This window comes from Rhizobium sp. LCM 4573 (genome assembly GCF_001854865.1).
GTDB lineage: Bacteria > Pseudomonadota > Alphaproteobacteria > Rhizobiales > Rhizobiaceae > Neorhizobium.
In genome coordinates, this window is record NZ_MDDW01000007.1 from 23,964 (window position 1) to 45,295 (window position 21,332).

Sequence of the window (21,332 nt, forward strand, 5' to 3'; positions counted from 1 at the left end):
TGCCAAAGCCTTAAGGCGCCCGCAATAATTTGCGGCATCTCGCCTCGAGTGTGCCGGAATCGCGTGTTGCCGCGTCCGGCACAAAGCGGCAGCGACGGGGATGCGCACGTGAAGGGCGCAACGGGAACGGAATTTTCAGCSTCCTTCCTTAAGCTCAGGTCGACCAAGAGAGATTGAGGCGCCGGATATTCCCTGGCGCCTCGTTCATGTATACATCATGCGGCCGAAAAGAGTGGCGAGGGAATGATGACGAAGATGAATTACGTTCTGACCGTAACCTGCAAGTCCACCAGGGGCATTGTGGCCGCGATCTCCGGATACCTCACGGAGAAGGGCTGCAACATCATCGACAGTTCGCAGTTCGACGATCTGGACACCGGCAAGTTCTTCATGCGCGTCTCCTTCATTTCCGAGGAAGGTGTGAGCCGTCCCGCCCTGATCGAAGGCTTCGAGCCCGTCGCGAAGAAATTCGGCATGGAATGGGATATCCATGACGCGGCCGAGCGCATGAAGGTGCTGCTGATGGTCTCGCGTTTCGGCCACTGCCTCAACGATCTGCTCTACCGCTGGAAGATCGGCGCCCTGCCGATCGATATCGTCGGTGTCGTCTCCAACCACTTCGATTACCAGAAGGTCGTCGTCAACCACGACATCCCCTTCCACCATGTCAAGGTGACGAAGGAAAACAAGCCGCAGGCCGAAGCCCAGCTCATGGATCTAGTCGAGCAGACGGGCACCGAACTCATCGTGCTCGCCCGCTACATGCAGGTGCTTTCCGACCAGCTCTGCGCGAAAATGTCGGGCCGGATCATCAACATTCACCATTCTTTCCTGCCGAGTTTCAAGGGCGCGAACCCTTACAAGCAGGCATATCAGCGCGGCGTGAAACTCATCGGCGCCACCGCACACTACGTCACGGCCGATCTGGACGAGGGCCCGATCATCGAGCAGGACACGGTGCGCATTACCCATGCGCAATCGCCCGACGACTATGTTTCGCTCGGCCGCGACGTGGAAAGCCAGGTATTGGCCCGTGCCATCCATGCCCATATCCACCGCCGCGTTTTCCTGAACGGCAACCGCACCATCATCTTTCCGCCGAGCCCCGGAAGCTACGCCTCCGAACGTATGGGCTGATAGACCGCTTGAGCCTATGGACGCGCGGTTGCGGCGCGCTATCCTCTCCGGGAACATTTGTTTCCGGAGCGGTGCATGTCCGATGCCTTTCCTGCCGATGGCGAAAATGACGGCCGAGCCATATCGGCCGAAGAGGTGGAGGCCGTGCTCAGGGATCACTACGGGCTTTCCGGCACGATCAACCCGATCGCCGGAAGAAGGCATCCCTATTTCCTGATCGACAACGGTCATATGCGTTATCTCCTGAAGGCTGCGCCCGCCGACGATCCTGAACAGGATGTCGAAGGAGAGCATGCGCTGATGCGGCATGTCGCCCGCAGTCCGGACGGACCGCGGGTGCCTGAACCCGTCGCGTCACGGGAAAATGAGGATGTGGTTCGGCTTTCCCTTGCCGACAAAGACTATCGGGTACGCCTCCTCACCTTTCTCGACGGCTCGCCTCCGCCCGCCGAAGGCTCCTTCTCCGAGGAAGCCGTTGCCGCCTTCGGTACGCTCTCGGCGGCACTGACCAAGAGCCTCGAAGGTTTCGACCATCCCGTACTCGACCGCCAGCCGGAACTCGATCTGCGACGCGCCGGACCGCTGACGGTCGAGCTTCTGGCCACCGTCGAGGACCATCCGGCGCGCGACATGATTGCCAAGGCCATGGTCACATCGCTTAGGCGCGTTCAGCCGCTCGGAGCGAAACTGCGCGTCCAGCCCTCCCATCAGAACCTCACCGGCCTGTCGGTCGTAGGAGATATGAGCGAGGGAGATTGGCGTCCCGACGGTTTGACGGATTTCACCGGCATTGCCCGCGGCTGGCTCGTGGCGGGCCTTGCCACGAGCTGCGCTTTCCTGTTTCGGCGCAATGGCAGCGATCCCTTTTCCATCCTGCCGGCGGCGCGGGCCTATCATGCGCTTTATCCGCTGACGGAAGCCGAGTTGGAGGCTCTGTGGCCCCTGGTGGTAATTCGCATCGCCTTGATGGCMGCGACTGCGGAGCACAGGCACGCGGCCGATCCGGAAAGCTATGAGGCAGCGGCGGAAGCCGAGGAAGGGCAACGCCTTCTTGCGAAAGTCACGGAAGCCTCGCCCGCCCTGATGAGCGCGGCCATCCWCGATGCCTGCGGCATAGCCAAGACCATGCCGGTTATCGGGCGGCTGCTGCCGGAAATCGAGCCCGACCGCATACGACTGGTCGATCTCGGCATGACCAGCGCACATTTCCGGGAAGGAAACTGGGCCGAGCCGGAAATAGACTGGAAGCTGCTGGCTCATGTCGCGTGGGAAACGGGCATGGGCAGCACCCGCTACGGTGAATTCCGGCTATCACGAACAAAGACGAATACCCGCAGCCGGTCGGAAAACTTCGCCCTTCATATCGATGTGTGCGTTCCCGCCGGAACGGCTGCGGCCGCCCCTTTTTCCGGCAGGCTGAAAGCGGCCGGTCCAAGACTGGTGCTTTCGGGCGCCGGGCTGACGCTGCATGCGGAGGGTCTCGCCTGCGAGCTTGCGGTAGACACCGAGCTTGCCGCCGGCGAAACGATCGGCGCAGTTGCCGGCGCCGAGGGTTCGGTCGGTGGATTGAGACTGCGTCTCTGCCGCGATCCCGAACTCGTGCCTCCACTGTTCTCGACGGCGGAGCAGGCGGGCATCTGGAGCATCGTTTGCCCCTCGCCTTCCGCCTTGCTCGGCATCGATGTCGATGCACCTCAACCGGAGGAACCGGCGCGGCCCGTGCGGGGCTGGCGTGAATACCTTTATGATGGTGCCGCCCGGCCTCTTCTCGATTTCAGCGGCGCAGCCGGCCTCGTCGGCCACGGCCGAAGGGAACTTGCATCCGCGGCGGAGCGGCAATTGCGGCTGCTGGACGCGGCGCCGGAAAATGCTTCCCGCGCAGAGGAGGAATATCGCCGGAGGATGGCTGCCCTTCTTCCGGACGAACTTGATAGAGCTTTCTTTGTCGAGAGCCCCGCGGCCGCAGCCCAACTCGTGGCGAAGCTGAAAACGGCCCGGGATGGCCTTGCGGTCGCCGACGAGACCGCCACCGGCTATGGCCGGCTCGGGCATTATGCCTGGGCCTTTGAAGAGACCGGGCTCGTGCCGGATATCCTGATTGCCGAAAGCCCAGCGGCAACCGGCTTTGTCGGTGTGTTTACCAGAAGCGAAATCGCGGCCGGTCATCTTGACGAGCGAACACCTCGATCGATCGGCGCGACGAGCTTTGCCGTGGCGAATGCCGCACTGGAACTCCTGGAGAAGGAAGCGCTTCGGGAAAACGCCCGCGAAACCGGCGCCTATCTCAAGACCTTCCTCGAACGTTTCTCCGAACGCTTTCCAGCGGTCGTGACCGTTCACGGCAATGGGCTTGATCTCGCGATCGACTATCACGGTGACGCCGAAGCCTTTGGCGCTAGATTGCGCCGGAACGGAGTGTTGGTGACCAATGAGGATTCCAGTCGGCTTCGGCTGCGCCCGCCGCTCTGCCTGGCGCCGGAGAGCGCCTACTTCTTCATTGAGGTCCTGGAGGATGTCCTCTCGGAAAGTTGAGGGATGGAAACCGTCGTCGAAGGAGATTTCCTCGCACCGACCTTGTTCGGGCCGCTTCTCATCCTATCTAAGGGCAGACGGACGAAGGTCGCCCAATTGCGAATGAGATTTCACAATTCCGCCCTTTTCTTGTCATGCTACAGAAAAAAATTCTATGTAGCGTGTTTTTCGTTGATTGCATCGATGGATTCGCATACATTCCGCTTCGTCGAGATCGGCGAATCCGCTCGGCAGAGGCGCAACCACCACACTGGGGAGAGTGACATGAATAAAATGATCCGCGTCGCCACCAGCTTTGGTCAAGCCGCGTTTAAAGTGAATGGCACGGGACCCTGCTCCCTTCCGTGCTGTCGAATGTAACGCTCCGGTTCAATCGTTCCAGAAAATTCATTCGCAGAGCTGCCTCGGCAGCCACAGCGGGAGTCTGTTCCATGCAGAAGCAAGTTATTGAGTTCGGCGGTGAGCCCGTCGGCATCGTAGTCCCGGACCAGGACCGCCTGAAGTTCATTGCGGTCAAGTTCCACGTCATCGACCTCGACGAGCAGCGTTTCGACACGCCGGATCAGGTGCGTCTGGCGATCCGGGATCTCGTGCGCTCGCGCAACAATGTGCCGGCCGCCATTCACGCCTGATATTTTCAAGCCGAAACAATTTACGAAACCGCCCGCATTGCTGCCGGGCGGTTTTTCATATCCGGATCCGAGGTTTTTTAGGGCTCACGCGATTATTAGATGTTCCTTGAAGGAACAACCGCTTTTTTCTTGACATACCCTATCCGCTTTAGCAAAAAAAGCGGATGCCGATGGTCAGGTTTGACGGGTTGCGTAAGAATGCTGGTTTGCAGTTGTAATTACATTACCGAAAAGGAAATCAGGGACACTATCGTCCAACTCCTTGATGAAGACTGTTGGCAGCTCATAGTACCTGCCAAGGTCTACCATGCCATGGCAAAACGCGGTCGCTGTTGCGGCTGTTTCCCGAACGTCGTCGATCTGATCATTCGCACGACGGAGGAATATCACGCCCGCCGCCACTCGACGGAAGCCGAGGTTGTCGTTTATATGTCCCGCTTGAAAGAATTCCACGAGGAAAACAGGAGAGCGGACATTGAAAGGCGACTCAAAAGTCATCGAGCAGCTTAACGAGGCACTGTTCCTGGAGCTTGGCGCCGTCAACCAATACTGGTTGCATTACCGCCTTCTCGAGGACTGGGGCTATACCAAGCTCGCAAAGAAGGAACGCGCCGAATCGATCGAAGAGATGCATCACGCCGACAAGCTGATCGAGCGCATCATCTTCCTCGAGGGCCATCCGAACCTGCAGACCGTCGGACCGCTGCGCATCGGCCAGAACGTCAAGGAAGTCCTGGAAGCCGATCTTGCCGGCGAATATGACGCCCGCACGGCATACAAGGCCTCCCGCGACATCTGTCACGCGGCAGGAGACTATGTCTCCATGAAGCTGTTCGAAGAACTGCTCGCCGACGAGGAAGGCCATATCGACTTCCTGGAGACCCAGCTCGAACTTCTCGAAAAGATCGGTGAAGAGAAGTACGGTCAACTCAACGCTGACTCGGCCGATTCCGCAGAATAATTTGCTGGAGAACGAAGTCCGGCGGGCTATCCGCCCCGCCGGGCTTTGCTCTTGGCTCAGGCTGTCGCCGGAGCGAGAGAGGCGAATTCCGCCACCACCTGATCATAGACCGCTCGCTTGAACGGTACGATAAGCCCCGGCAGATCTGCCATTGGCTTCCATTCCCAGGCATCGAATTCCGGCTCATGCCCTCCAGGTGGCGGATTGATGGAAATCTCGCTTTCATCCCCCTCGAAACGGAAGGCAAACCAGCGCTGCGTTTGGCCGCGATACTTTCCCTTGAGGCCGATGYCGATCAGTTGCGGCGGCAGATCGTAATTGATCCAGTCTCTCGACTGGGCCAGCAGCGAAACCGAGCGGATACCGGTTTCCTCATAGAGTTCCCGATAGGCAGCAGCTAATGGGTCCTCACCCTTGTCGATCCCTCCCTGAGGCATCTGCCAAAGCTGCGGCGAGCCGTCATATTCGGTATTCCCCTCGGCAATCCGCCGGCCGGCCCATACCAGGCCTTCCCGGTTCAACACCATCACCCCAACGCAAGGCCGATAAGGAAGATCTTCCGGTCTCACGGATTTCTTGCCGCCGTTGCTCATTCTCGTTTCCTGCCCCGTTTAGATTGGATTTAGGTGTACCTGTGGCTCAATTCCCTTGCGCCTTTGCAGGATCGGTCACCAGTGCGGATATCCCGACGATTTCGATGCCGCGCCGCTCGGCCTCCCCGGCCCATCTGCCAATGGCTTCTATGCTCTCGTCGAAAGCGGAGGCAACCCCGATCGCCGTTCCGTTGCGGCGCGCTATCCTCTCCAAGTCGTCCAGCTTTCTCAAAACCGCCTCCACCTGCAACTGACTATCGAGCGTCACATCCGCGAAGGCGTGCGGCAGTTCGATCGCCTTCGCGATATTCCCGCTCACCGATGGCGTCGAGGAGCCATCGTCGAGAAACAGCAAGCCACGGCTCGCAATGTCACGCAGAACAGGCTCCAGCGCATCAGCATCGGCGAGATAGCGGCCGCCGAGATAGTTCATGATACCGGTGTAATTGGTGATCCGGCCCATCGCTTCGTGCAGCCGGGCCAGATTTTCCTTCGCCGAAGCATCCGCAAGAAGCGTCGAGGGGCCGGGATCATTATTCGGATAGCCGAAAGGTTCGAGCGGAACCTGTATGAGGATCTCATGGCCGCTGCGGCGCGCTTCCTGCATCCACCGCTGAAGGCTGTTGCCGGTGGCCGCAAAAGCAAGCGTCACGCCTCCGGGCAATTCCTTGATGGCCTTCTGGGAGCCTGTCTGACTGAGCCCCAGCCCCCCAAGCACGATGGCGACGCGCGTGCCGCGAGCGCCGGACCAAGGACGCGCATATTGATCCATGGGGCGCAGGCCATCCGAGCTGATCACGGGCAATCGGCCTTGGGGCGTTTCCTCGAGGAGCGCTTCATTCGGCAGGGCGGCCATTCGCGGATCCTGGCCAACTCGCGGCGTATCGATCAGTACCCGCCCCTCGCCCTGACGCTGGCGAGGCGTGTATTTGGTCACTACCGTCCCATCATCGGTGAGCGTTCGCTCAACGCTCGCCCCGGAATGCGGGCCCGATCGCGGCAGGCCATTACTTGCGAGGTCGCTGGAGTTCGCGACGGTCTTTTCAGCTGCATTCCCTGCCGGTTCGACAGTTGGCGGGGAAGCATCTTCCGACACCTGCCTCAGCGTTTCATCGCCCCGCATGGCATAAAGGGAGAGACCCATAATGCCGACGATGCCGGCAAGAGCCAACAGTAGGGCCGGAAAAAACACCGTTGTCCGGCGCCGGCGGGACGGCCGGTTCTGTCCCAGCGGTGCATGGAGATCGGTGCCCAAGGGTTTGATAACCTCAAGAAGAAGCCGGCTCTAGGCCGGCTCCCCATCGGATTACTGCTTGACGGCGGCGGCCGCCTTTTCCGGGTTCGGCGGGAAGGACGGATCCGTCTTCCTGCCGTGCAGGAGATCAAGCGCATAATTGAGCTGGATATCATCCTTGGCCTCAGGGGGTACATAGGCGGCGGAGCCGGAGCCTTCATCGGTCTCGTTCTGCCCCTGAATATGCCCGCGGAGGCTCGATTCACCTTCGGCGCGCACTCTTCCCTGCAGTTCTTCCGGAAGCGGCTGCTCGACCTTGATGTCCGGCTCGATGCCGGTGCCCTGGATCGATTTGCCCGACGGCGTGTAGTAAAGTGCCGTCGTCAAACGAAGCGCGCCTGCATCTGCGAGCGGGATGATCGTCTGGACCGAACCCTTGCCGAAGGAGCGGGTACCGACGACGGTCGCCCGGCGCAGATCCTGCAGAGCGCCCGCGACGATTTCCGAAGCGGAGGCGGAGCCGCCGTTGATGAGCACGACAACTGGCTTTCCATCCGTCAGGTCGCCCGGTCCGGCATTGAAGCGGCGTGTCTCGTCGGCATTGCGGCCGCGCGTGGAAACCACTTCGCCACGCTCCAGGAAGGCATCGGAAACATTGATAGCCTGATCGAGAAGACCGCCCGGATTGAGCCTGAGGTCGAGGACGTAGCCCTTCAGCTTATCGGCCGGCACGTCCGCCTTGATCTTCTGGATCGCCTTCTCCAAATCGTCATACGTCTTTTCCGTGAAGGAAATCACGCGCAGATAACCGACATCACCACCTTCGACGCGGGATTTGACGGCACGCACGGCGATGATATCGCGCACCACGGTAATTTCGAGCGGCTTGTCGGCACCCTGGCGGATGACCGTCAGCTTGATCGGCGTGTTGACCGCGCCGCGCATCTTCTCGACCGCGTCTTCCAGCTTGAGACCGCGAACGGGCGCGCCGTCGATTTCGGAAATGAAATCGCCTGCCAGGATGCCGGCACGCGCCGCGGGCGTGTCGTCGATCGGCGCGATCACCTTGACCAGCTCGTTCTCCATCGTGACTTCGATGCCAAGCCCGCCGAACTCGCCGCGCGTCTGCGTGCGCATGTCCTCGGCATCCTTGGAGTTCATGAAGCTCGAATGCGGATCCAGGGAAGTCAGCATGCCGTTGATGGCGTTCTCGACAAGCTTCTGCTCATCCGGCGGCGTCACGTACTGCGCACGGACACGCTCGAAAACATCGCCAAAAATCGACAGCTCCCGATAGGTCGAGGGGCCCGCCGCCTGCGCCGGCACTCCGGCCGAGTAAATCATGCTCATCGCGGTCGCCCCCATGAGCGCGCCGACGATGACGAGAGAAGCCCTACGAATCATTTCGTGCCCTTCCAGTTTCTTGCGCGGTCCACCACGGTCTCGAATCGACCGGCGTGCCGTCCTTTCTGAACTCAATGTAAAGCGTTGGCCGCTCGGTTTCCAGCGCCAATGCCGTTGCGCTTGCCACTCTTTTCTGTCCCATCACCGCGATGGGTTCGCCGGAAAAGACGAACTTTCCCTGCCTCACGTTCACTTCATCCATGCCGGAAAGGACCAGGTGGTAACCGTCTCCGGCATTGAGAATGATCATCTGCCCGTAGCTCCTGAAGGAGCCGGCGAAAACGACCAGGCCATCGGCCGGCGCCGTCACCACGGAGCCGGGATTGGAGGCAACGGTAATGCCCCTGGCGGTATGTCCGGTCCCGTCCGCATCGCCATACCGGCGCAGAACGTCACCGGCGACCGGAAGCTCCAGCTTCTGCCTCAGGCTCGAAAACGCATATGCGGGGGTAATGCGGTTTTTGTCGGGCATGCCGCTCGCGGCAAGCTCCTTCGCCCTCTCGCGCTCGGCCTGGGAAAGCCGCTTTTGGCGCTCTTCTTCCCGACGGGCCTGCTCCATGGCCTCGCGCATGGAGGCGATTTCTCCTTCGAGCGAGCTGATGAGGCCTTCGAGCGAGGTGGCACGACCCGCGAGCTCCTCGGAACGATGTCGTTCCGCTTCCAGCTCGGCCGTGCTTTTCTCATTCAGCTTTTCATTCTCCGCGAGAAGAAGATCCATCCGCTTTTCTTCTTCCAGGTTCGCGGCGATGGTGCCGGCAACCGCGGTCTTTTCATCGACCGCTTCGGCCTGGAGGTTGGCCAGCGCCTGGAGATCGACCACCAGTTTCTCGGTCTCCGCGCGCATTCCCGGAACGACCGCGCCGAGCAGGATAGCACTGCGCACCGAGGCAAGCGCATCTTCCGGCGTGACCAGAAGTGCCGGCGGCGGATTACGCCCCATGCGCTGCAGGGCGGCGAGCACTTCCGCGAGCACCGCCCGCCGCTCCTTCAAGGAGCCGCGAATGACGCCTTCCTGGACGTGTAGCCGCGCAAGTCTCTGCTCGCTCGAAAGGATTTGCTTTTCCAGCTCCTTCCGGCGAGCCGCGGAATCGATGAGCGCCTGGCGCAGATTGGCCGCAGTCTTTTCGAGTTCGGCAATATTCTGCTCGATCGCCGCCGCCTTTTCCTCCGAAAGCGTGATCGTACGGGTCAACTCCTCCAATTCGCCGCGCGTTTCGTCGCGCTTGCGCTGAAGGTCGGTTGAAGGATCTGCGGGGGTGGCGGAAGTGGATGATGCGGCTGCAGGCTGTTGCTCGGTGACCTGGGCCAGCGCCACGGATGAAGCGGAACCGGCAAGACAGGCCAGGCCGAGGCCTGCCGCGATGAGCGGCAGCGCGCGCCTGGGAAATTGCGAAGCCGGTGGTTTCATGCCCGTTCCGATAAGGCTGGATCGCTTGAAGCGTCTCAAGGCTAAGCTGATTTGTCGCTCAAGGCCAGAAACAAGATCGTGTTTGCCGTTCACACCCGGTGATAGGGATGGCCTGCGAGAATGGTGACGGCTCTATAGAGCTGCTCGGCGATCAGGATACGCACGAGCTGGTGCGGCCAGGTCATGCTGCCGAGGTTCAGGACCGCATCCGCCCGGTTCCGAAGCTCTGGATCGAGCCCGTCGGCACCGCCGATCGCCAGCATCATGTCACGCTTGCCCCCGTCGCGGTAACGGCCGATCAACTCCGCRAATGCTTCGCTGTCGAGGCTCTTGCCACGTTCGTCGAGCAGGATGAGGACGGCACCTTCCGGAAGCGATTTTTCGAGCCCCGCCGCTTCCTCGCGTTTGCGGGTTTCGGCATTGGYCGCACGGCTTTCCGCGATCTCGATCTGCCTGGCCAACTCAAGTCCCACCGCCGGCCCTGCCTTGGCGAAGCGGTCCATATAACGGGACGCAAGTTCCTTTTCGGGTCCAGCTTTCAGCCGTCCCACGGCAAAGAGGCTTATCCGCATGTCCTGTCCTGATGATTTTGACGATCGAATTCACGTCGGCGCCGAGCCTATGCCCGACCACCAGGATTCGACCTCCGATCCGACCGGTTCAGGACAAGCCTAAGCCCGATCAGTGTAGCAGCGCACCTTCCTCGATATCCGGAGCGGCCCACATCTTTTCGATATTGTAGAACTCGCGGATTTCGGGGCGGAACACATGAATGATGATGTCACCGGTGTCAATCAGCACCCAATCGCCCGTCTCCAGGCCCTCGACCCGGGCACTTCCATACCCTTCGTCCTTGAGGTCCGAAATCAGGTGATCGCAGATCGCCGTGACATGCCGGCTCGATCGTCCGGAGACGACGACCATGTAGTCCCCGAGCGCAGATTTTCCGGCGATGTTGATGGTGACGATATCTTCGGCTTTGGAGTCCTCGAGGCTTGCGAGGACCAGTTCTAGAGAGCGGGCAGCGGCATCGGCGCCACGTTCCAGGCTCTGCGGGAGGACGGAGGCCGTCTTTCCCTTCGCGTGCACTGTTGTCAGGGTTCTTCCTTTCTTCCGTAACAGCTACAGGCATTCCCGGCGAATCCGGCTTGATCCGGCCGCCTGTTCAGAAAGGTGGCATCGAATTGACGATCTTTCAAGGGACAGCGCCAAAAGGTGAACAGGAGAGGCGGGAAACCATACTTTGGCGTTATTCGGCAGCCGGTTTTTCGCGCCTTTTGCCCGTTTCCCAGCCATTTGCCCGGATTGCGGTGGAACTCAGCGCCGACCTCGGCCCGTGAATGAACGTCCAGGCCGGAGCAGTTTTTTTCCAAAGCACTCCGGCATCGTCTTCATCGACGCGARCATAATCGAAGGCACGGGCCATCCGCGAAGACAGGAACGACAATGTCGAACCCGGCCGGTCAATGACAGCTATCGGGAAGGTGCAGGCGATCTGCCGCCACTTCTGCCATTGATGAAAGGTCTTGAGGCTGTCCGCACCCATGATCCAGATGAAGCGGATATCCGGGTTGCGCGCCTTGACGAAGGCGAGTGTCCTGGCCGTATAGGCGCTGTCGAGGCTCTTTTCGAAAGCAGTGATCTTGATTCGCGGATCGTGGATCAGCCGTTCGCTCATGGCGAGCCGGTCTTCGAGCGAAGCGAGTTCCTTGCGGCTCTTCAACGGGTTTCCGGGAGTGACCATCCACCAGAGCTGGTCCAGGCCCAGCCGCCGAAGCGCGATCTCCGCGACCAGCAGGTGCCCCTCGTGCGGCGGATTGAAGGAACCACCGAAAAGCCCGACGACCATGCCGCGCTCCACATGCGGCATGACGAGATAGCGCCGGTCTATTCGTTCCCCCTCCACGTGATGTCAGGGCCGTATTTGCCCGGTGCCGTGCACGCGGTATTTGAACGAGGTGAGCTGCTCGACGCCCACGGGTCCACGGGCGTGCATCTTGCCGGTGGAAATGCCGATCTCGCCTCCCATGCCGAATTCCCCGCCATCGGCGAACTGCGTCGAGGCATTATGCAGCAGGATCGCCGAATCGAGCTCGTTGAAAAAGCGCTCCACCACCTTCGGGTTTTCCGCGATCACTGCTTCGGTATGGTTGGAGGAATAGGTATTGATGTGGCGGATGGYGCCGGAAATACCATCGACGATCGCGACCGAGATGACCGCATCGAGATATTCCGTGCGCCAATCCTCCTCGGTCGCCGGCTTGAAGCCGGGGAAGACCTTCAGCACCGCCGCGGAAGCCCGGATTTCGCAACCCGCTTCCGTCAACGCCTCCAGGATCGGCATCAGATGCGTGCCGATCGCCGCGCTGTCGACCAGCAGGGTCTCGGCCGCGCCGCAGATGCCGGTGCGGCGCATCTTGGCGTTGACGACGATCTTTTTCGCCATTTCCAGATCAGCGGAAGCATCCACATAGATATGGCAAAGGCCTTCGAGATGGGCAAACACCGGCACGCGAGCCTCATTCTGAACGCGTGCGACGAGGCTTTTCCCGCCACGCGGCACGATCACGTCGATCGCACCGCCGAGACCGGACAACATGGCGCCGACCGCCGCACGGTCGGTCGTGGGCACGACCTGGATCGCATGTTCGGGAAGTCCGGCAGCTTTCAGCCCTTCGACCAGGCAGGCATGGATCGCTTGGGACGAATGGATGGAATCCGATCCGCCGCGCAGGATCACCGCATTTCCGGCCTTGAGGCAGAGCGCGCCTGCATCGGCGGTCACGTTCGGGCGGCTCTCGTAAATCACCCCGATGACGCCGAGGGGCGTGCGTACCCGCTCGATCCGCAATCCGTTCGGGCGGTCCCAGGCGGAGATCACATCACCGACCGGGTCCTTTAGTGCCGCAATCTCCCGAAGTGCTTGCGCCATGTCGGAAATACGCTTTTCCGTCAGCGTCAGGCGATCGACGAACGAGGGCAGGAGCCCCTTGCCTTCGGTATTCTTCAGATCCGCCGCGTTCGCGGCGAGGATCTTATCCTTGGACACTAGAATCGCATCGGCCATGGCGAGGAGGGCTTTGTCCTTGGCCTCTGTGCCAGCTGTCGCAAGCGCCCGCGCCGCCGCCTTGGCGTTGCTGCCGATCTCGTCCATGATGGCCGTCACATCCGTCATCGCGACCCTGTCAAGCATGAGCGGCATCCTCCTTGTGATCCTCTTTGCGGGCCTTCCGCCCGGCCGGCGCGGTCATCACCAGATCGTCGCGATGGACCATGGCGGCACGTCCCGCATAGCCGAGCACCGCCTCGATCTCGCTGGATTTGCGGCCGGTGATCTGGCGCGCCTCCTCGGCATCGTAGCTCACCAGGCCACGGGCGATCTCCCGGCCATCCGTCCCGATGATGGCAACCGTATCGCCACGGTGAAAATTGCCTTCGATGCGGCGTACGCCGGSAGGCAGCAGGCTCTTGCCGCTGCCGAGGGCGGTTTCCGCGCCCGCATCCACGAAAAGCTCCCCGGCCGGCTGAAGCTGCCCGGCGATCCAGGTCTTGCGTGCCGTTACCGGCGTGCCGGAAGGTGCAAACCAGGATGAACGGGCGCCCTCCTCTATCGCCTTCAGCGGATGCTCGGCCTTGCCGGACGCGATGATCATCRCGCAACCCGCGCCGGTCGCGATCTTTCCGGCATCGATCTTGGTGCGCATGCCGCCGCGTGACAGCTCCGAGGCCGCGCCCCCGGCCATGGCCTCGATCTCGGACGTGATGGCCGGTACGACGTCCATGAATTTCGCGTGCGGATCGAGATGCGGCGGAGCGGTGTAGAGGCCGTCGATATCGGAGAGCAGGACGAGAAGATCCGCCCCCGTCATGGTCGCGACGCGCGCCGCCAGCCGGTCGTTATCGCCGTACCGGATTTCCGAGGTCGCGACGGTATCGTTCTCGTTGATGATCGGCACGGCGCCGATCTTCAGCAGCTGGTTGATCGTCGCGCGGGCGTTCAGATAGCGTCGGCGCTCTTCGGTATCGCCCAGCGTGAGCAGGATCTGGCCTGCGACGATATCGTCCTTCGACAGGCTTTCCGACCAGGCGCGGGCGAGCGCAATCTGGCCAACGGCGGCGGCCGCCTGGCTTTCCTCARGCTTCAAGGCGCCGGAAGGCAGGTCGAGAACCGTGCGGYCAAGCGCGATTGCGCCCGAGGAAACGACCAGCACATCGACATTCTGTTTCCTCAGCGCGGCAATATCGGCGCAGATCGCGTCAAGCCACGCCTTCTTCAATCCGCTCTTGCGATCGACAAGCAAGGCGGATCCGATCTTGATGACGATCYGGCGATGGCTGGCGAGCGGCTTGCGGGAGGCGCTCATTGAGCCTCCTCCTCGCCGGCGTCCCTCAGCGGCACCGACCGGTCCGGCAGTGTCGTCTCTTCGCCTGCGCTCGCCTCGACGATTACGTCGCGGAGTGCACGCAATACCTCCGTCATGCCCTTGTTGGTGACTGCGGAGATCAGGAAGGGTTTCTGCCCGCTCGCCTTTTCCAGTTCCTTGGCCTTTTTCCTGAGTTCGGCCTCGTCCAGCACATCGATTTGCGAAAGGGCCACGACCACCGGCTTGTCGATCAGTCCGCCGCCATAGGCCTCCAGCTCGTGCTTTACTGTCTTATAGGCCTTGCCGACGTTTTCCTCCTGCGCCGAAACGAGGTGCAGGAGCACCCGGGTGCGCTCGACATGGCCGAGGAAGCGGTCACCGATGCCTACGCCCTCATGAGCACCTTCGATCAGCCCCGGAATATCGGCCAGCACGAATTCGCGGCCGTCGATGGTCGCAACCCCAAGGTTGGGATGCAGCGTGGTGAACGGGTAGTTGGCGATCTTCGGCCGCGCCCGCGTGACGGTCGCCAGGAAGGTCGACTTGCCGGCATTCGGCAGGCCGACGAGGCCGGCATCGGCAATCAGCTTCAGCCGCAGCCAGATCGTCTTCTCTTCCCCTTCGAGCCCAGGATTGGCCCAGTTCGGCGCCTGATTGGTGGAAGACTTGAAATACGCGTTTCCGAAGCCGCCATTGCCGCCTTTCGCAAGGCGAAACCGCTGGCCTTCCTTCGTCATGTCGACGATCAGCGTCTCGTTGTCTTCCTCAAAGATCTGCGTTCCGACCGGCACTTTCAGCGTCACGTCGGCACCGTTCGCGCCGGTGCGGTTGCGGCCCATGCCGTGCGTGCCGATCTTGGCCTTGAAGTGCTGCTGATAGCGGAAGTCGATCAGCGTGTTGAGGCCGTTTACCGCTTCGACCCAGACATCGCCGCCGCGCCCGCCGTCGCCACCGTCCGGACCGCCGAACTCGATGAACTTTTCACGCCGGAACGAGACCGCGCCCGCGCCGCCGTCGCCGGAACGTATGTAGACCTTTGCCTCGTCGAGAAATTTCATCTTCTGGGAAGTCCTGTTTTTTGTCGGGGCCTGACCTTGAGGCAATCGGTGGATTTCGTATCGCCGGTTTGGGCGAAGGTCAAAGATTATCACGAAGTTCGCGAGCCATAATATCCCATCGGAAATGACATGGGCGTCGCGCTGCAGCCGGCGGAGGCCTGCCCCGCCGGCTGCTCTGGACGTATCATGGTCGGCTGGATAACCGCAGGTTCCGGGCATCCAGCACGGTTTCGATATGTGGCGCCATGCTGTTGCGCGACAGGCTGAAAAGCTGGCAGGCATCGACGATGTTGAAACCGAGCTTCGTCTGAACCCGCAGTGAAGCGATGTTGTCGGCAAAAGCCCCGGAGTGAAGCGTGGTTTCCGGCATGCGCCGGAAGAAGCGCTCCACAACCGCGCCCGTGGCCTCGGTCATATAGCCGCGGCCCCAGTAGAAGCGGTTCAGCCAATAGCCTAGATGCCAGAGCTCATGCCTCAACTCGATGCCGACGACACCGATATGGACGTCGTCACCGGTCGTAATCGCAAGCGCCCACTCGTTCAGGTCGCCGGAAACCCGCGGAGCGAGCCAATCCAGCGCATCCTGCCTGTCATAGGGCTGCGGCACGCGCGAAAGCATGCGGCTCACCTGAAAGTCCGCAAGCGACTCGGCAATCATTGCCGCATCGCTCATTCGGTGGGGCCTCAGCATCAGCCGGCCTGTGGAGATGACGGGGCAGGGCCCCGGCATGGGGCGGGTTACGACCCGCCTTTCCAAGACGGCGGCGTTCATCTGAGCTCCCCCCAGCTTCTCAGCGACATCCAGGTCTTGCGGTCGAGCCGGTACCATTCGACGGCAATCATGCCGCCCAGCGCCAGCGAACCCACCATGCCGCTGCCCTGGAACTGGAAACCCGATTTCTGGATGACCCGGCGGGAAGCGACATTGGTGACCCGGCAGCGCGCGTCGATATATTCGATGTCGCGGGTCCGGAAGGCCATGTCGATCAGCACATGGGCGGCCTCGGTGGCATAGCCCTGGTTCCAATAGGGTTCGCCGAGCCAGTAACCGATTTCCAGCGCCTTTTCATCCTCCTGTGGCTCCAGCGCGCAGCAGCCCAGGAAGGCGCCGTTGTCGGCTCGCGTGATGGCATAGACGCACTTGCCGATCTCGCCGTTTTTCGCGCGTCGCACGAAATCGGCTGCGTCTTTTGCCGTATAGGGATGCGGCATACGCGACACCATGGTCGCGATATTCGCATTGTTGGCGAGATGGGCAAGGGCGTCGATGTCTTCTTCGTGGGGGGCTCGCAGAACCAATCTCTGCGACAGTAAGACGGGGCAATCGCGCCTCGACCGCTCCGGCCGTAGCCGTTCCTCTGGCGGCCGGGATTGGCTCGCCCTCAACAATTCGCCTTGCATGTTCAGTCCTCCTGTTGGGGGTAAAGAAAARGGGAAGATGGTGGTGTCCCATCTTCCCTTTTTTCTTACTGAACCTTGGACGTTCAGCCGGGTCGATGTGACACCGGCTGCTTAAGAACGCTTACCGGCTTTATTCTGCTGCTTCCGCTTTCGGCATTACGGACACGTATACTCGGCCGTTGGCCTTCGTACGGAAGTTCACATTGCCGGCCGTAAGCGCAAAAATCGTGTGGTCCTTGCCGAGGCCGACGTTCTGACCCGGATGCCACTGCGTRCCGCGCTGACGCACGATAATGTTGCCTGCGATGACGGCTTCGCCGCCGAACTTCTTCACGCCAAGGCGCTTGGATTCGGAATCGCGACCGTTACGCGACGAACCGCCAGCTTTCTTATGTGCCATTGGTGTTCTCCTTTAACCTTCGAAATCCCGATTAAGCCAAGATGTCCGTGATGCGGACGACCGTGTGGTGCTGCCGGTGGCCGCGAATCCGCTTGGAATTCTGGCGGCGGCGCTTCTTGAAGGACAGAACCTTCTTGCCACGGTTGTGCTCGACCACTTCGGCCTTGACCGTCGCACCCTTGACGAAGGGGGCGCCGATCTTGGCATCGGCGCCTTCGCCGATGACCAGGATTTCATTGAATTCTACGACGGCGCCAGCATCGGCTTCCAGCTTTTCGATGGTAAGCACGTCGTTGGCGGCCACGCGGTACTGCTTACCGCCGGTCTTGATGACTGCGAACATTTTTTATCCTTTCATGTTCGTTCCGGCTCTGCCCCTTTCGGAACGGCCGTCTTTTTGTCAGTCGGTCTCTAGCAGGATTTTCGAAAGCAAGCTTTTGAAGACGTCTGCCGGTGAATTTCGCTTAGAACACCGGAAGGGTTCTCCGCGAAGAAAGAGAGCTGGAATCCTTTTCCACCTCTGATCGCGTGCGGGCATACGTGACAGACAAAAAACTGTCAAGATGAAAGCTTGTAAAGACTTGATATTCGCCCCTTGCCAGCCCGATCTTTCATCGCTATGAGAACGCCCGCGCCGTCCAAAGCGCGACCAGCCCCGTGGAGAGGTGGCTGAGTGGTCGAAAGCACCGCACTCGAAATGCGGCATAGGGGCAACTCTATCGTGGGTTCGAATCCCACCCTCTCCGCCAGTTTGGCACCAAGCCAAATTTGAGAAACATCCCCGCCGACAGCGCCATCGAATTCGTCAGCAAGCTGCCTCGGTCAAGCGCTGCGAGACATCCCACAGACGTGCCGCGGTCGCGGCGTCAAGTGCCTGCGGCGGTATCTTCGCTTCGGCTGGATATCCCCGCCCCTCGCTCAACCCGTCCGGACCGTAGTAGGCGCCGCCTTTCGCGTCCGGCGAAGTCGCGGCAAAAAGCGTGGGAAGAGCGCCTTGCCATGCCGGCTGGAAAAGGAACCACAGAAAAGTGCGGGCCATGCCTGCAGCGCTCCAGCGTCCCGGCGCATTGTGGAGAAGATCGGTGCGGGACACACCGGGATGCGCGGCGATGCTGGCAACACCCCACCCACCGGCTTCGCTCCTCCGTTGCAGCTCGAAGGAAAACATCAGGCAGGCGAGTTTCGACTGACTGTATACGGACATCGGTCTGTAGCTCTTCTCCGCATTCAGATCGTCGAAGTCGATCGCGCCGTTCCGGGCAGCGACGCTCGACAGTGTGACTACGCGCGCATCCTTTCCCTTCCGCAGAAGCGGCAGAAGTTGCCGTGTCAGTGCGAAATGACCCAGATAATTGGTGCCGAACTGCAATTCAAAACCGTCCACCGTTTCCTGCCGCTTCGGCGGCACCATCACGCCGGCATTGTTGATCAGCAGATCGAGACTGTCCCTCTCGCTTCGCAGCCTTTCGCCGAAATCCGCAACGGAGTTGAGATCTGCTAAATCGAGCCGCTCGAACCGGATATTTGCACCTGGTGCGTCACTCCGAATTCTCGCTACCGCGGCAGCCCCCTTCTCAGGGTTGCGGCCTGCGATGATGACCTCGCCACCCGCCCGCCCCAGCGCCAAGGCATCCTCGAACCCGAGACCTCCGGGGCCGGTGACGATCGCCGCGCGACCTTTCTGCGAAGGAATGTCGGAAGCCGTCCACTTTGCCATGATCCTGCCTTTTCGGAAAACCGCACTTGGTGTAAAATAATTATTACACTAAGTGCAATTTTCAAGAGGCTACTGGATGAAAACGAGTGGCGGGCCGGAAACTCCCCCTGAAGGCTTGCGGGAGCGCAAGCGCCGCGAGACTCTGCAGCGCATCACGGATGCCGGAATCCGTCTGTTCATCGAGAAGGGATACGAGGCGACAACGCTCGATGCGATAGCGGCCGCAGCGGGCATTTCCCGGCGGACGTTCTTCTACTACTTCAAATCCAAGGACGAGATTCTGCTGTCCCTGCAAAGCGGTGTGGGCGACATGATCGTCGATGCGCTGAGGGAAGTCCCTCGGGGCAGGCGGCCTCTCGACGCAATCCGCGAAGCGGTCGTAAAAGTCTGCGCGCTCATTCCTACCGACGACATGATCGCCATCGATCGCCTGATGCGCTCYAGCGAAGCCGTTCAGGCCCGAAAGCAGGCGAGCTATGTTCAGCAGGAAAAGGCTCTATTCGCGGCACTGCGGGAACGATGGCCGGACCCTCAGCGCGAAGCCGGCCTGAGGCTCGTTGCCATGCTCGCGATCGGCGCTATGCGCCTCGCCTCCGACGCGTTCAACCGTGAAGGCGGCAGGCGCTCCATGGCGGAACTGCTGCAGGAAGCATTTGACGCGCTGCAGGCCGAAATCCGCCCCTCACCGGAGTAGATGACCGTCCGGCCTATCGCCATCGTCGCACGTGTTCGACCAGAACCCGAAGCTTCGGCGCCATGTTGCGCTTATGGGGGAAGTATAGAAAGAAGCCAGGAAAGGGCGGCAGGAAGTCCTGCAGCAGCGGAACGAGCCGGCCGGTCTCCACATAGGGCCGGAAGGTCTCTTCCAACGCGAAGGTTATCCCGGCCCCGCTGAGCGCCGAGCGAAGCATGAGGCGCAGATCGTTGGTGGTGATCTGCGGCTCGACCGCTACATCGAAGGGAATGCCGTTCTCTTCGAATTCCCAGCGATGCGGCGCGACATTYGGTGCCGGACGCCAGCCGATGCAGCGATGGCGGATCAATTCGCGGGGATGCTTCGGGGTGCCGTGCGCTGCCAGATAGGCGGGCGCGGCAACGGCCGACTCGCGCTGGTCGCCCGAAAGCGGCACCGCGATCATGTCCTGTTCGATGACCTCACCCAGCCTGACGCCCGCATCGAACCCGGCAGCGACGATGTCGAACTCCTCGTCCGTGACAGTGACGTCTATCGTGACATGCGGACATGCCTCTGCAAAGGAGGCAAGCAGCGGGCCGGACAGGAACTGCTCGGCGATCGAGGTCACGGCGATCCGCAACAAGCCTCGCGGCTCATCGTCACCCGCGACCCGATCGAGCGCCGTGGCGATGTCCGACATCGGCTGCGACAGAGCCTCGCGCAGCCGCTCGCCCGCCTCCGTCAGGTGCACGGAGCGCGTGGTGCGGGTAACGAGCATCGTTCCGAAGGCGTCCTCCAGCCGACGCATTCCCTGACTGACGGCCGAGCGGGTCACGCCGAGACGATCGGCGGCAGCCCTGAAATTGTCCTCTTCCGCGACGGCCAGAAAGAGCGGCAGAAGGTTCATGTCGATCTTCATTGTCGAGYTTTGCTAACCACCGAGTTCAGCGAGCGATGGATACCGGCAACAATCACAAAAGTCCATCTTCTCCACGAAACGGAAAAACGGAGCATGACATGGACAAGATCATTCTGATCACCGGAGCATCCAGCGGCATCGGCGAGGGCATCGCCCGGGAACTCGGTGCCGCGGGGGCGACGCTGTTGCTGGGCGCGCRCCGCCTGGATCGCATCGAGGCCATAGCCGCTGAAATTCGAGAGGCGGGCGGACGCGCCGAGGCCCGAGTGCTGGATGTCACGGACCGCCGGTCCATGGCCGCCTTCGCGGAGACAGCGGTCGAGAAATGGGGTCGCATCGACGTCCTGGTGAACAATGCCGGCGTCATGCCGCTCTCGCCGCTTGCCGCCGTCAAGCTGGACGAGTGGGAGCGCATGGTCGACGTGAACATCAAGGGCGTGCTCTGGGGCATCGGTGCGGTATTGCCGGTCATGGAGGCACAGCGCAGCGGACAGATCATCAATATCGCCTCGATCGGCGCGCTTTCTGTCGTACCCACGGCCGCCGTCTATTGCGCGACGAAGTTCGCGGTCCGGGCGATCTCGGACGGGCTGCGCCAGGAGAGCTCTTACATCCGCGTCACCTGCGTCAATCCCGGCGTCGTGGAAAGCGAACTCGCCTCGACCATCACCCATGAGGAGACCATGGCGGTGATGGACGCCTATAGGGCGATCGCGCTTCAGCCCGCCGACATCGCACGCGCGGTTCGTCAGGTGATCGAGGCTCCGCCGGGCGTGGATACGACCGAGATAACGATCCGGCCGACTGCGTCGAGCAATTGAGGCGTCCGGAGTCCTTCCGACCGAAGAACGGTCCCGTGACAACGGCATTTTTCATCCTCCAGCAACCGAACGAAA

At 61.2% G+C, this 21,332-nt stretch carries 23 protein-coding genes and 1 tRNA gene; 8 read left to right on the top strand and 16 right to left on the bottom strand.

The window, feature by feature from the left end:
* Positions 1–246: 246 nt before the first annotated feature.
* The 5 genes from purU (at position 247) to bfr (ending at position 5,262) form a co-directional block, all read left to right on the top strand.
* Positions 247–1,137 carry a formyltetrahydrofolate deformylase gene (purU, locus tag LCM4573_RS13495; protein ID WP_071006997.1) on the top strand — a complete coding sequence of 297 codons (891 nt, stop codon included), beginning with the start codon at positions 247–249 and terminating at the stop codon, positions 1,135–1,137.
* 75 nt (positions 1,138–1,212) lie between these two features.
* Positions 1,213–3,669 carry an aminotransferase class III-fold pyridoxal phosphate-dependent enzyme gene (locus LCM4573_RS13500; protein WP_071006841.1) on the top strand — a complete coding sequence of 819 codons (2,457 nt, stop codon included), beginning with the start codon at positions 1,213–1,215 and terminating at the stop codon, positions 3,667–3,669.
* A gap of 431 nt (positions 3,670–4,100) precedes the next feature.
* Positions 4,101–4,301: a hypothetical protein gene (locus LCM4573_RS13510; RefSeq protein ID WP_046796801.1), complete on the top strand. Its 201-nt coding sequence runs from the start codon at positions 4,101–4,103 to the stop codon at positions 4,299–4,301.
* Positions 4,302–4,400: 99 nt separating this feature from the next.
* The gene (locus tag LCM4573_RS28545) at positions 4,401–4,811 is read left to right on the top strand and encodes a hypothetical protein (RefSeq protein WP_083347434.1); all 411 of its coding nucleotides are present in this window, start codon (positions 4,401–4,403) and stop codon (positions 4,809–4,811) included.
* Positions 4,777–5,262: a bacterioferritin gene (gene bfr / locus LCM4573_RS13515; protein ID WP_046796799.1), complete on the top strand. Its 486-nt coding sequence runs from the start codon at positions 4,777–4,779 to the stop codon at positions 5,260–5,262. Before LCM4573_RS28545 ends, bfr begins: the two co-directional genes overlap by 35 nt.
* Before the next feature lie 56 nt (positions 5,263–5,318).
* Here bfr and LCM4573_RS13520 read toward each other — a convergent pair whose 3' ends face one another.
* The 14 genes from LCM4573_RS13520 to rplU form a co-directional block, all read right to left on the bottom strand.
* On the bottom strand, positions 5,319–5,855 hold the full coding sequence (locus LCM4573_RS13520; protein WP_071006843.1) for an RNA pyrophosphohydrolase: 537 nt from the start codon (positions 5,853–5,855) through the stop codon (positions 5,319–5,321).
* A 46-nt stretch (positions 5,856–5,901) separates the two neighbouring features.
* Positions 5,902–7,110, bottom strand: a complete 1,209-nt coding sequence (locus tag LCM4573_RS13525; protein WP_071006844.1) for a divergent polysaccharide deacetylase family protein — start codon at positions 7,108–7,110, stop codon at positions 5,902–5,904.
* A 51-nt stretch (positions 7,111–7,161) separates the two neighbouring features.
* Complete coding sequence (locus LCM4573_RS13530; RefSeq protein ID WP_071006845.1) at positions 7,162–8,493, bottom strand: S41 family peptidase; 1,332 nt, start codon at positions 8,491–8,493, stop codon at positions 7,162–7,164.
* Positions 8,483–9,901, bottom strand: coding sequence for a murein hydrolase activator EnvC (locus LCM4573_RS13535; protein WP_071006846.1), 1,419 nt, complete (start codon positions 9,899–9,901; stop codon positions 8,483–8,485). The genes LCM4573_RS13530 and LCM4573_RS13535 overlap by 11 nt, the downstream gene beginning before the upstream one ends.
* An 89-nt stretch (positions 9,902–9,990) precedes the next feature.
* A complete protein-coding gene (rlmH, locus tag LCM4573_RS13540) occupies positions 9,991–10,473 on the bottom strand; it encodes a 23S rRNA (pseudouridine(1915)-N(3))-methyltransferase RlmH (RefSeq protein WP_071006847.1) in 483 nt (160 codons plus the stop codon).
* A gap of 109 nt (positions 10,474–10,582) precedes the next feature.
* On the bottom strand, positions 10,583–11,023 hold the full coding sequence (rsfS, locus tag LCM4573_RS13545) for a ribosome silencing factor (RefSeq protein WP_071006848.1): 441 nt from the start codon (positions 11,021–11,023) through the stop codon (positions 10,583–10,585).
* A 127-nt stretch (positions 11,024–11,150) separates the two neighbouring features.
* Complete coding sequence (locus tag LCM4573_RS13550; RefSeq protein ID WP_071006849.1) at positions 11,151–11,771, bottom strand: nicotinate-nucleotide adenylyltransferase; 621 nt, start codon at positions 11,769–11,771, stop codon at positions 11,151–11,153.
* A 42-nt stretch (positions 11,772–11,813) separates the two neighbouring features.
* Positions 11,814–13,094, bottom strand: a complete 1,281-nt coding sequence (locus tag LCM4573_RS13555; RefSeq protein WP_071006850.1) for a glutamate-5-semialdehyde dehydrogenase — start codon at positions 13,092–13,094, stop codon at positions 11,814–11,816.
* Positions 13,087–14,265 (bottom strand): glutamate 5-kinase, encoded by a 1,179-nt coding sequence (gene proB / locus LCM4573_RS13560; RefSeq protein ID WP_071006851.1) that lies wholly within the window; start codon positions 14,263–14,265, stop codon positions 13,087–13,089. The genes LCM4573_RS13555 and proB overlap by 8 nt, the downstream gene beginning before the upstream one ends.
* Positions 14,262–15,323 (bottom strand): GTPase ObgE, encoded by a 1,062-nt coding sequence (obgE, locus tag LCM4573_RS13565; RefSeq protein ID WP_071006852.1) that lies wholly within the window; start codon positions 15,321–15,323, stop codon positions 14,262–14,264. The genes proB and obgE overlap by 4 nt, the downstream gene beginning before the upstream one ends.
* Positions 15,324–15,507: 184 nt before the next feature.
* On the bottom strand, positions 15,508–16,095 hold the full coding sequence (locus LCM4573_RS13570) for a GNAT family N-acetyltransferase (RefSeq protein WP_071006853.1): 588 nt from the start codon (positions 16,093–16,095) through the stop codon (positions 15,508–15,510).
* Positions 16,092–16,724 (bottom strand): GNAT family N-acetyltransferase, encoded by a 633-nt coding sequence (locus LCM4573_RS13575; RefSeq protein WP_071006854.1) that lies wholly within the window; start codon positions 16,722–16,724, stop codon positions 16,092–16,094. Before LCM4573_RS13575 ends, LCM4573_RS13570 begins: the two co-directional genes overlap by 4 nt.
* 130 nt (positions 16,725–16,854) lie before the next feature.
* On the bottom strand, positions 16,855–17,124 hold the full coding sequence (gene rpmA, locus LCM4573_RS13580) for a 50S ribosomal protein L27 (RefSeq protein ID WP_071006855.1): 270 nt from the start codon (positions 17,122–17,124) through the stop codon (positions 16,855–16,857).
* 31 nt (positions 17,125–17,155) lie between these two features.
* Positions 17,156–17,467 (bottom strand): 50S ribosomal protein L21, encoded by a 312-nt coding sequence (gene rplU, locus LCM4573_RS13585; protein ID WP_071006856.1) that lies wholly within the window; start codon positions 17,465–17,467, stop codon positions 17,156–17,158.
* A 316-nt stretch (positions 17,468–17,783) separates the two neighbouring features.
* Between rplU and LCM4573_RS13590 the strand changes: the two genes are divergently transcribed.
* A tRNA-Ser gene (locus LCM4573_RS13590) sits at positions 17,784–17,873 on the top strand.
* Positions 17,874–17,929: 56 nt separating this feature from the next.
* Here LCM4573_RS13590 and LCM4573_RS13595 read toward each other — a convergent pair.
* Positions 17,930–18,841, bottom strand: coding sequence for an SDR family oxidoreductase (locus LCM4573_RS13595; RefSeq protein WP_071006857.1), 912 nt, complete (start codon positions 18,839–18,841; stop codon positions 17,930–17,932).
* Between the two features lie 76 nt (positions 18,842–18,917).
* On the opposite strand from LCM4573_RS13595, the gene LCM4573_RS13600 reads away from it, so the two are divergent.
* Entirely contained in the window at positions 18,918–19,535 is a 618-nt protein-coding gene (locus LCM4573_RS13600) for a TetR/AcrR family transcriptional regulator (protein WP_071006858.1), read from the top strand.
* A gap of 13 nt (positions 19,536–19,548) precedes the next feature.
* Here LCM4573_RS13600 and LCM4573_RS13605 read toward each other — a convergent pair whose 3' ends face one another.
* On the bottom strand, positions 19,549–20,436 hold the full coding sequence (locus LCM4573_RS13605; RefSeq protein ID WP_071006859.1) for a LysR family transcriptional regulator: 888 nt from the start codon (positions 20,434–20,436) through the stop codon (positions 19,549–19,551).
* Positions 20,437–20,534: 98 nt separating this feature from the next.
* On the opposite strand from LCM4573_RS13605, the gene LCM4573_RS13610 reads away from it, so the two are divergent.
* Positions 20,535–21,257, top strand: coding sequence for an SDR family oxidoreductase (locus tag LCM4573_RS13610; RefSeq protein ID WP_071006860.1), 723 nt, complete (start codon positions 20,535–20,537; stop codon positions 21,255–21,257).
* Positions 21,258–21,332 lie beyond the last annotated feature (75 nt).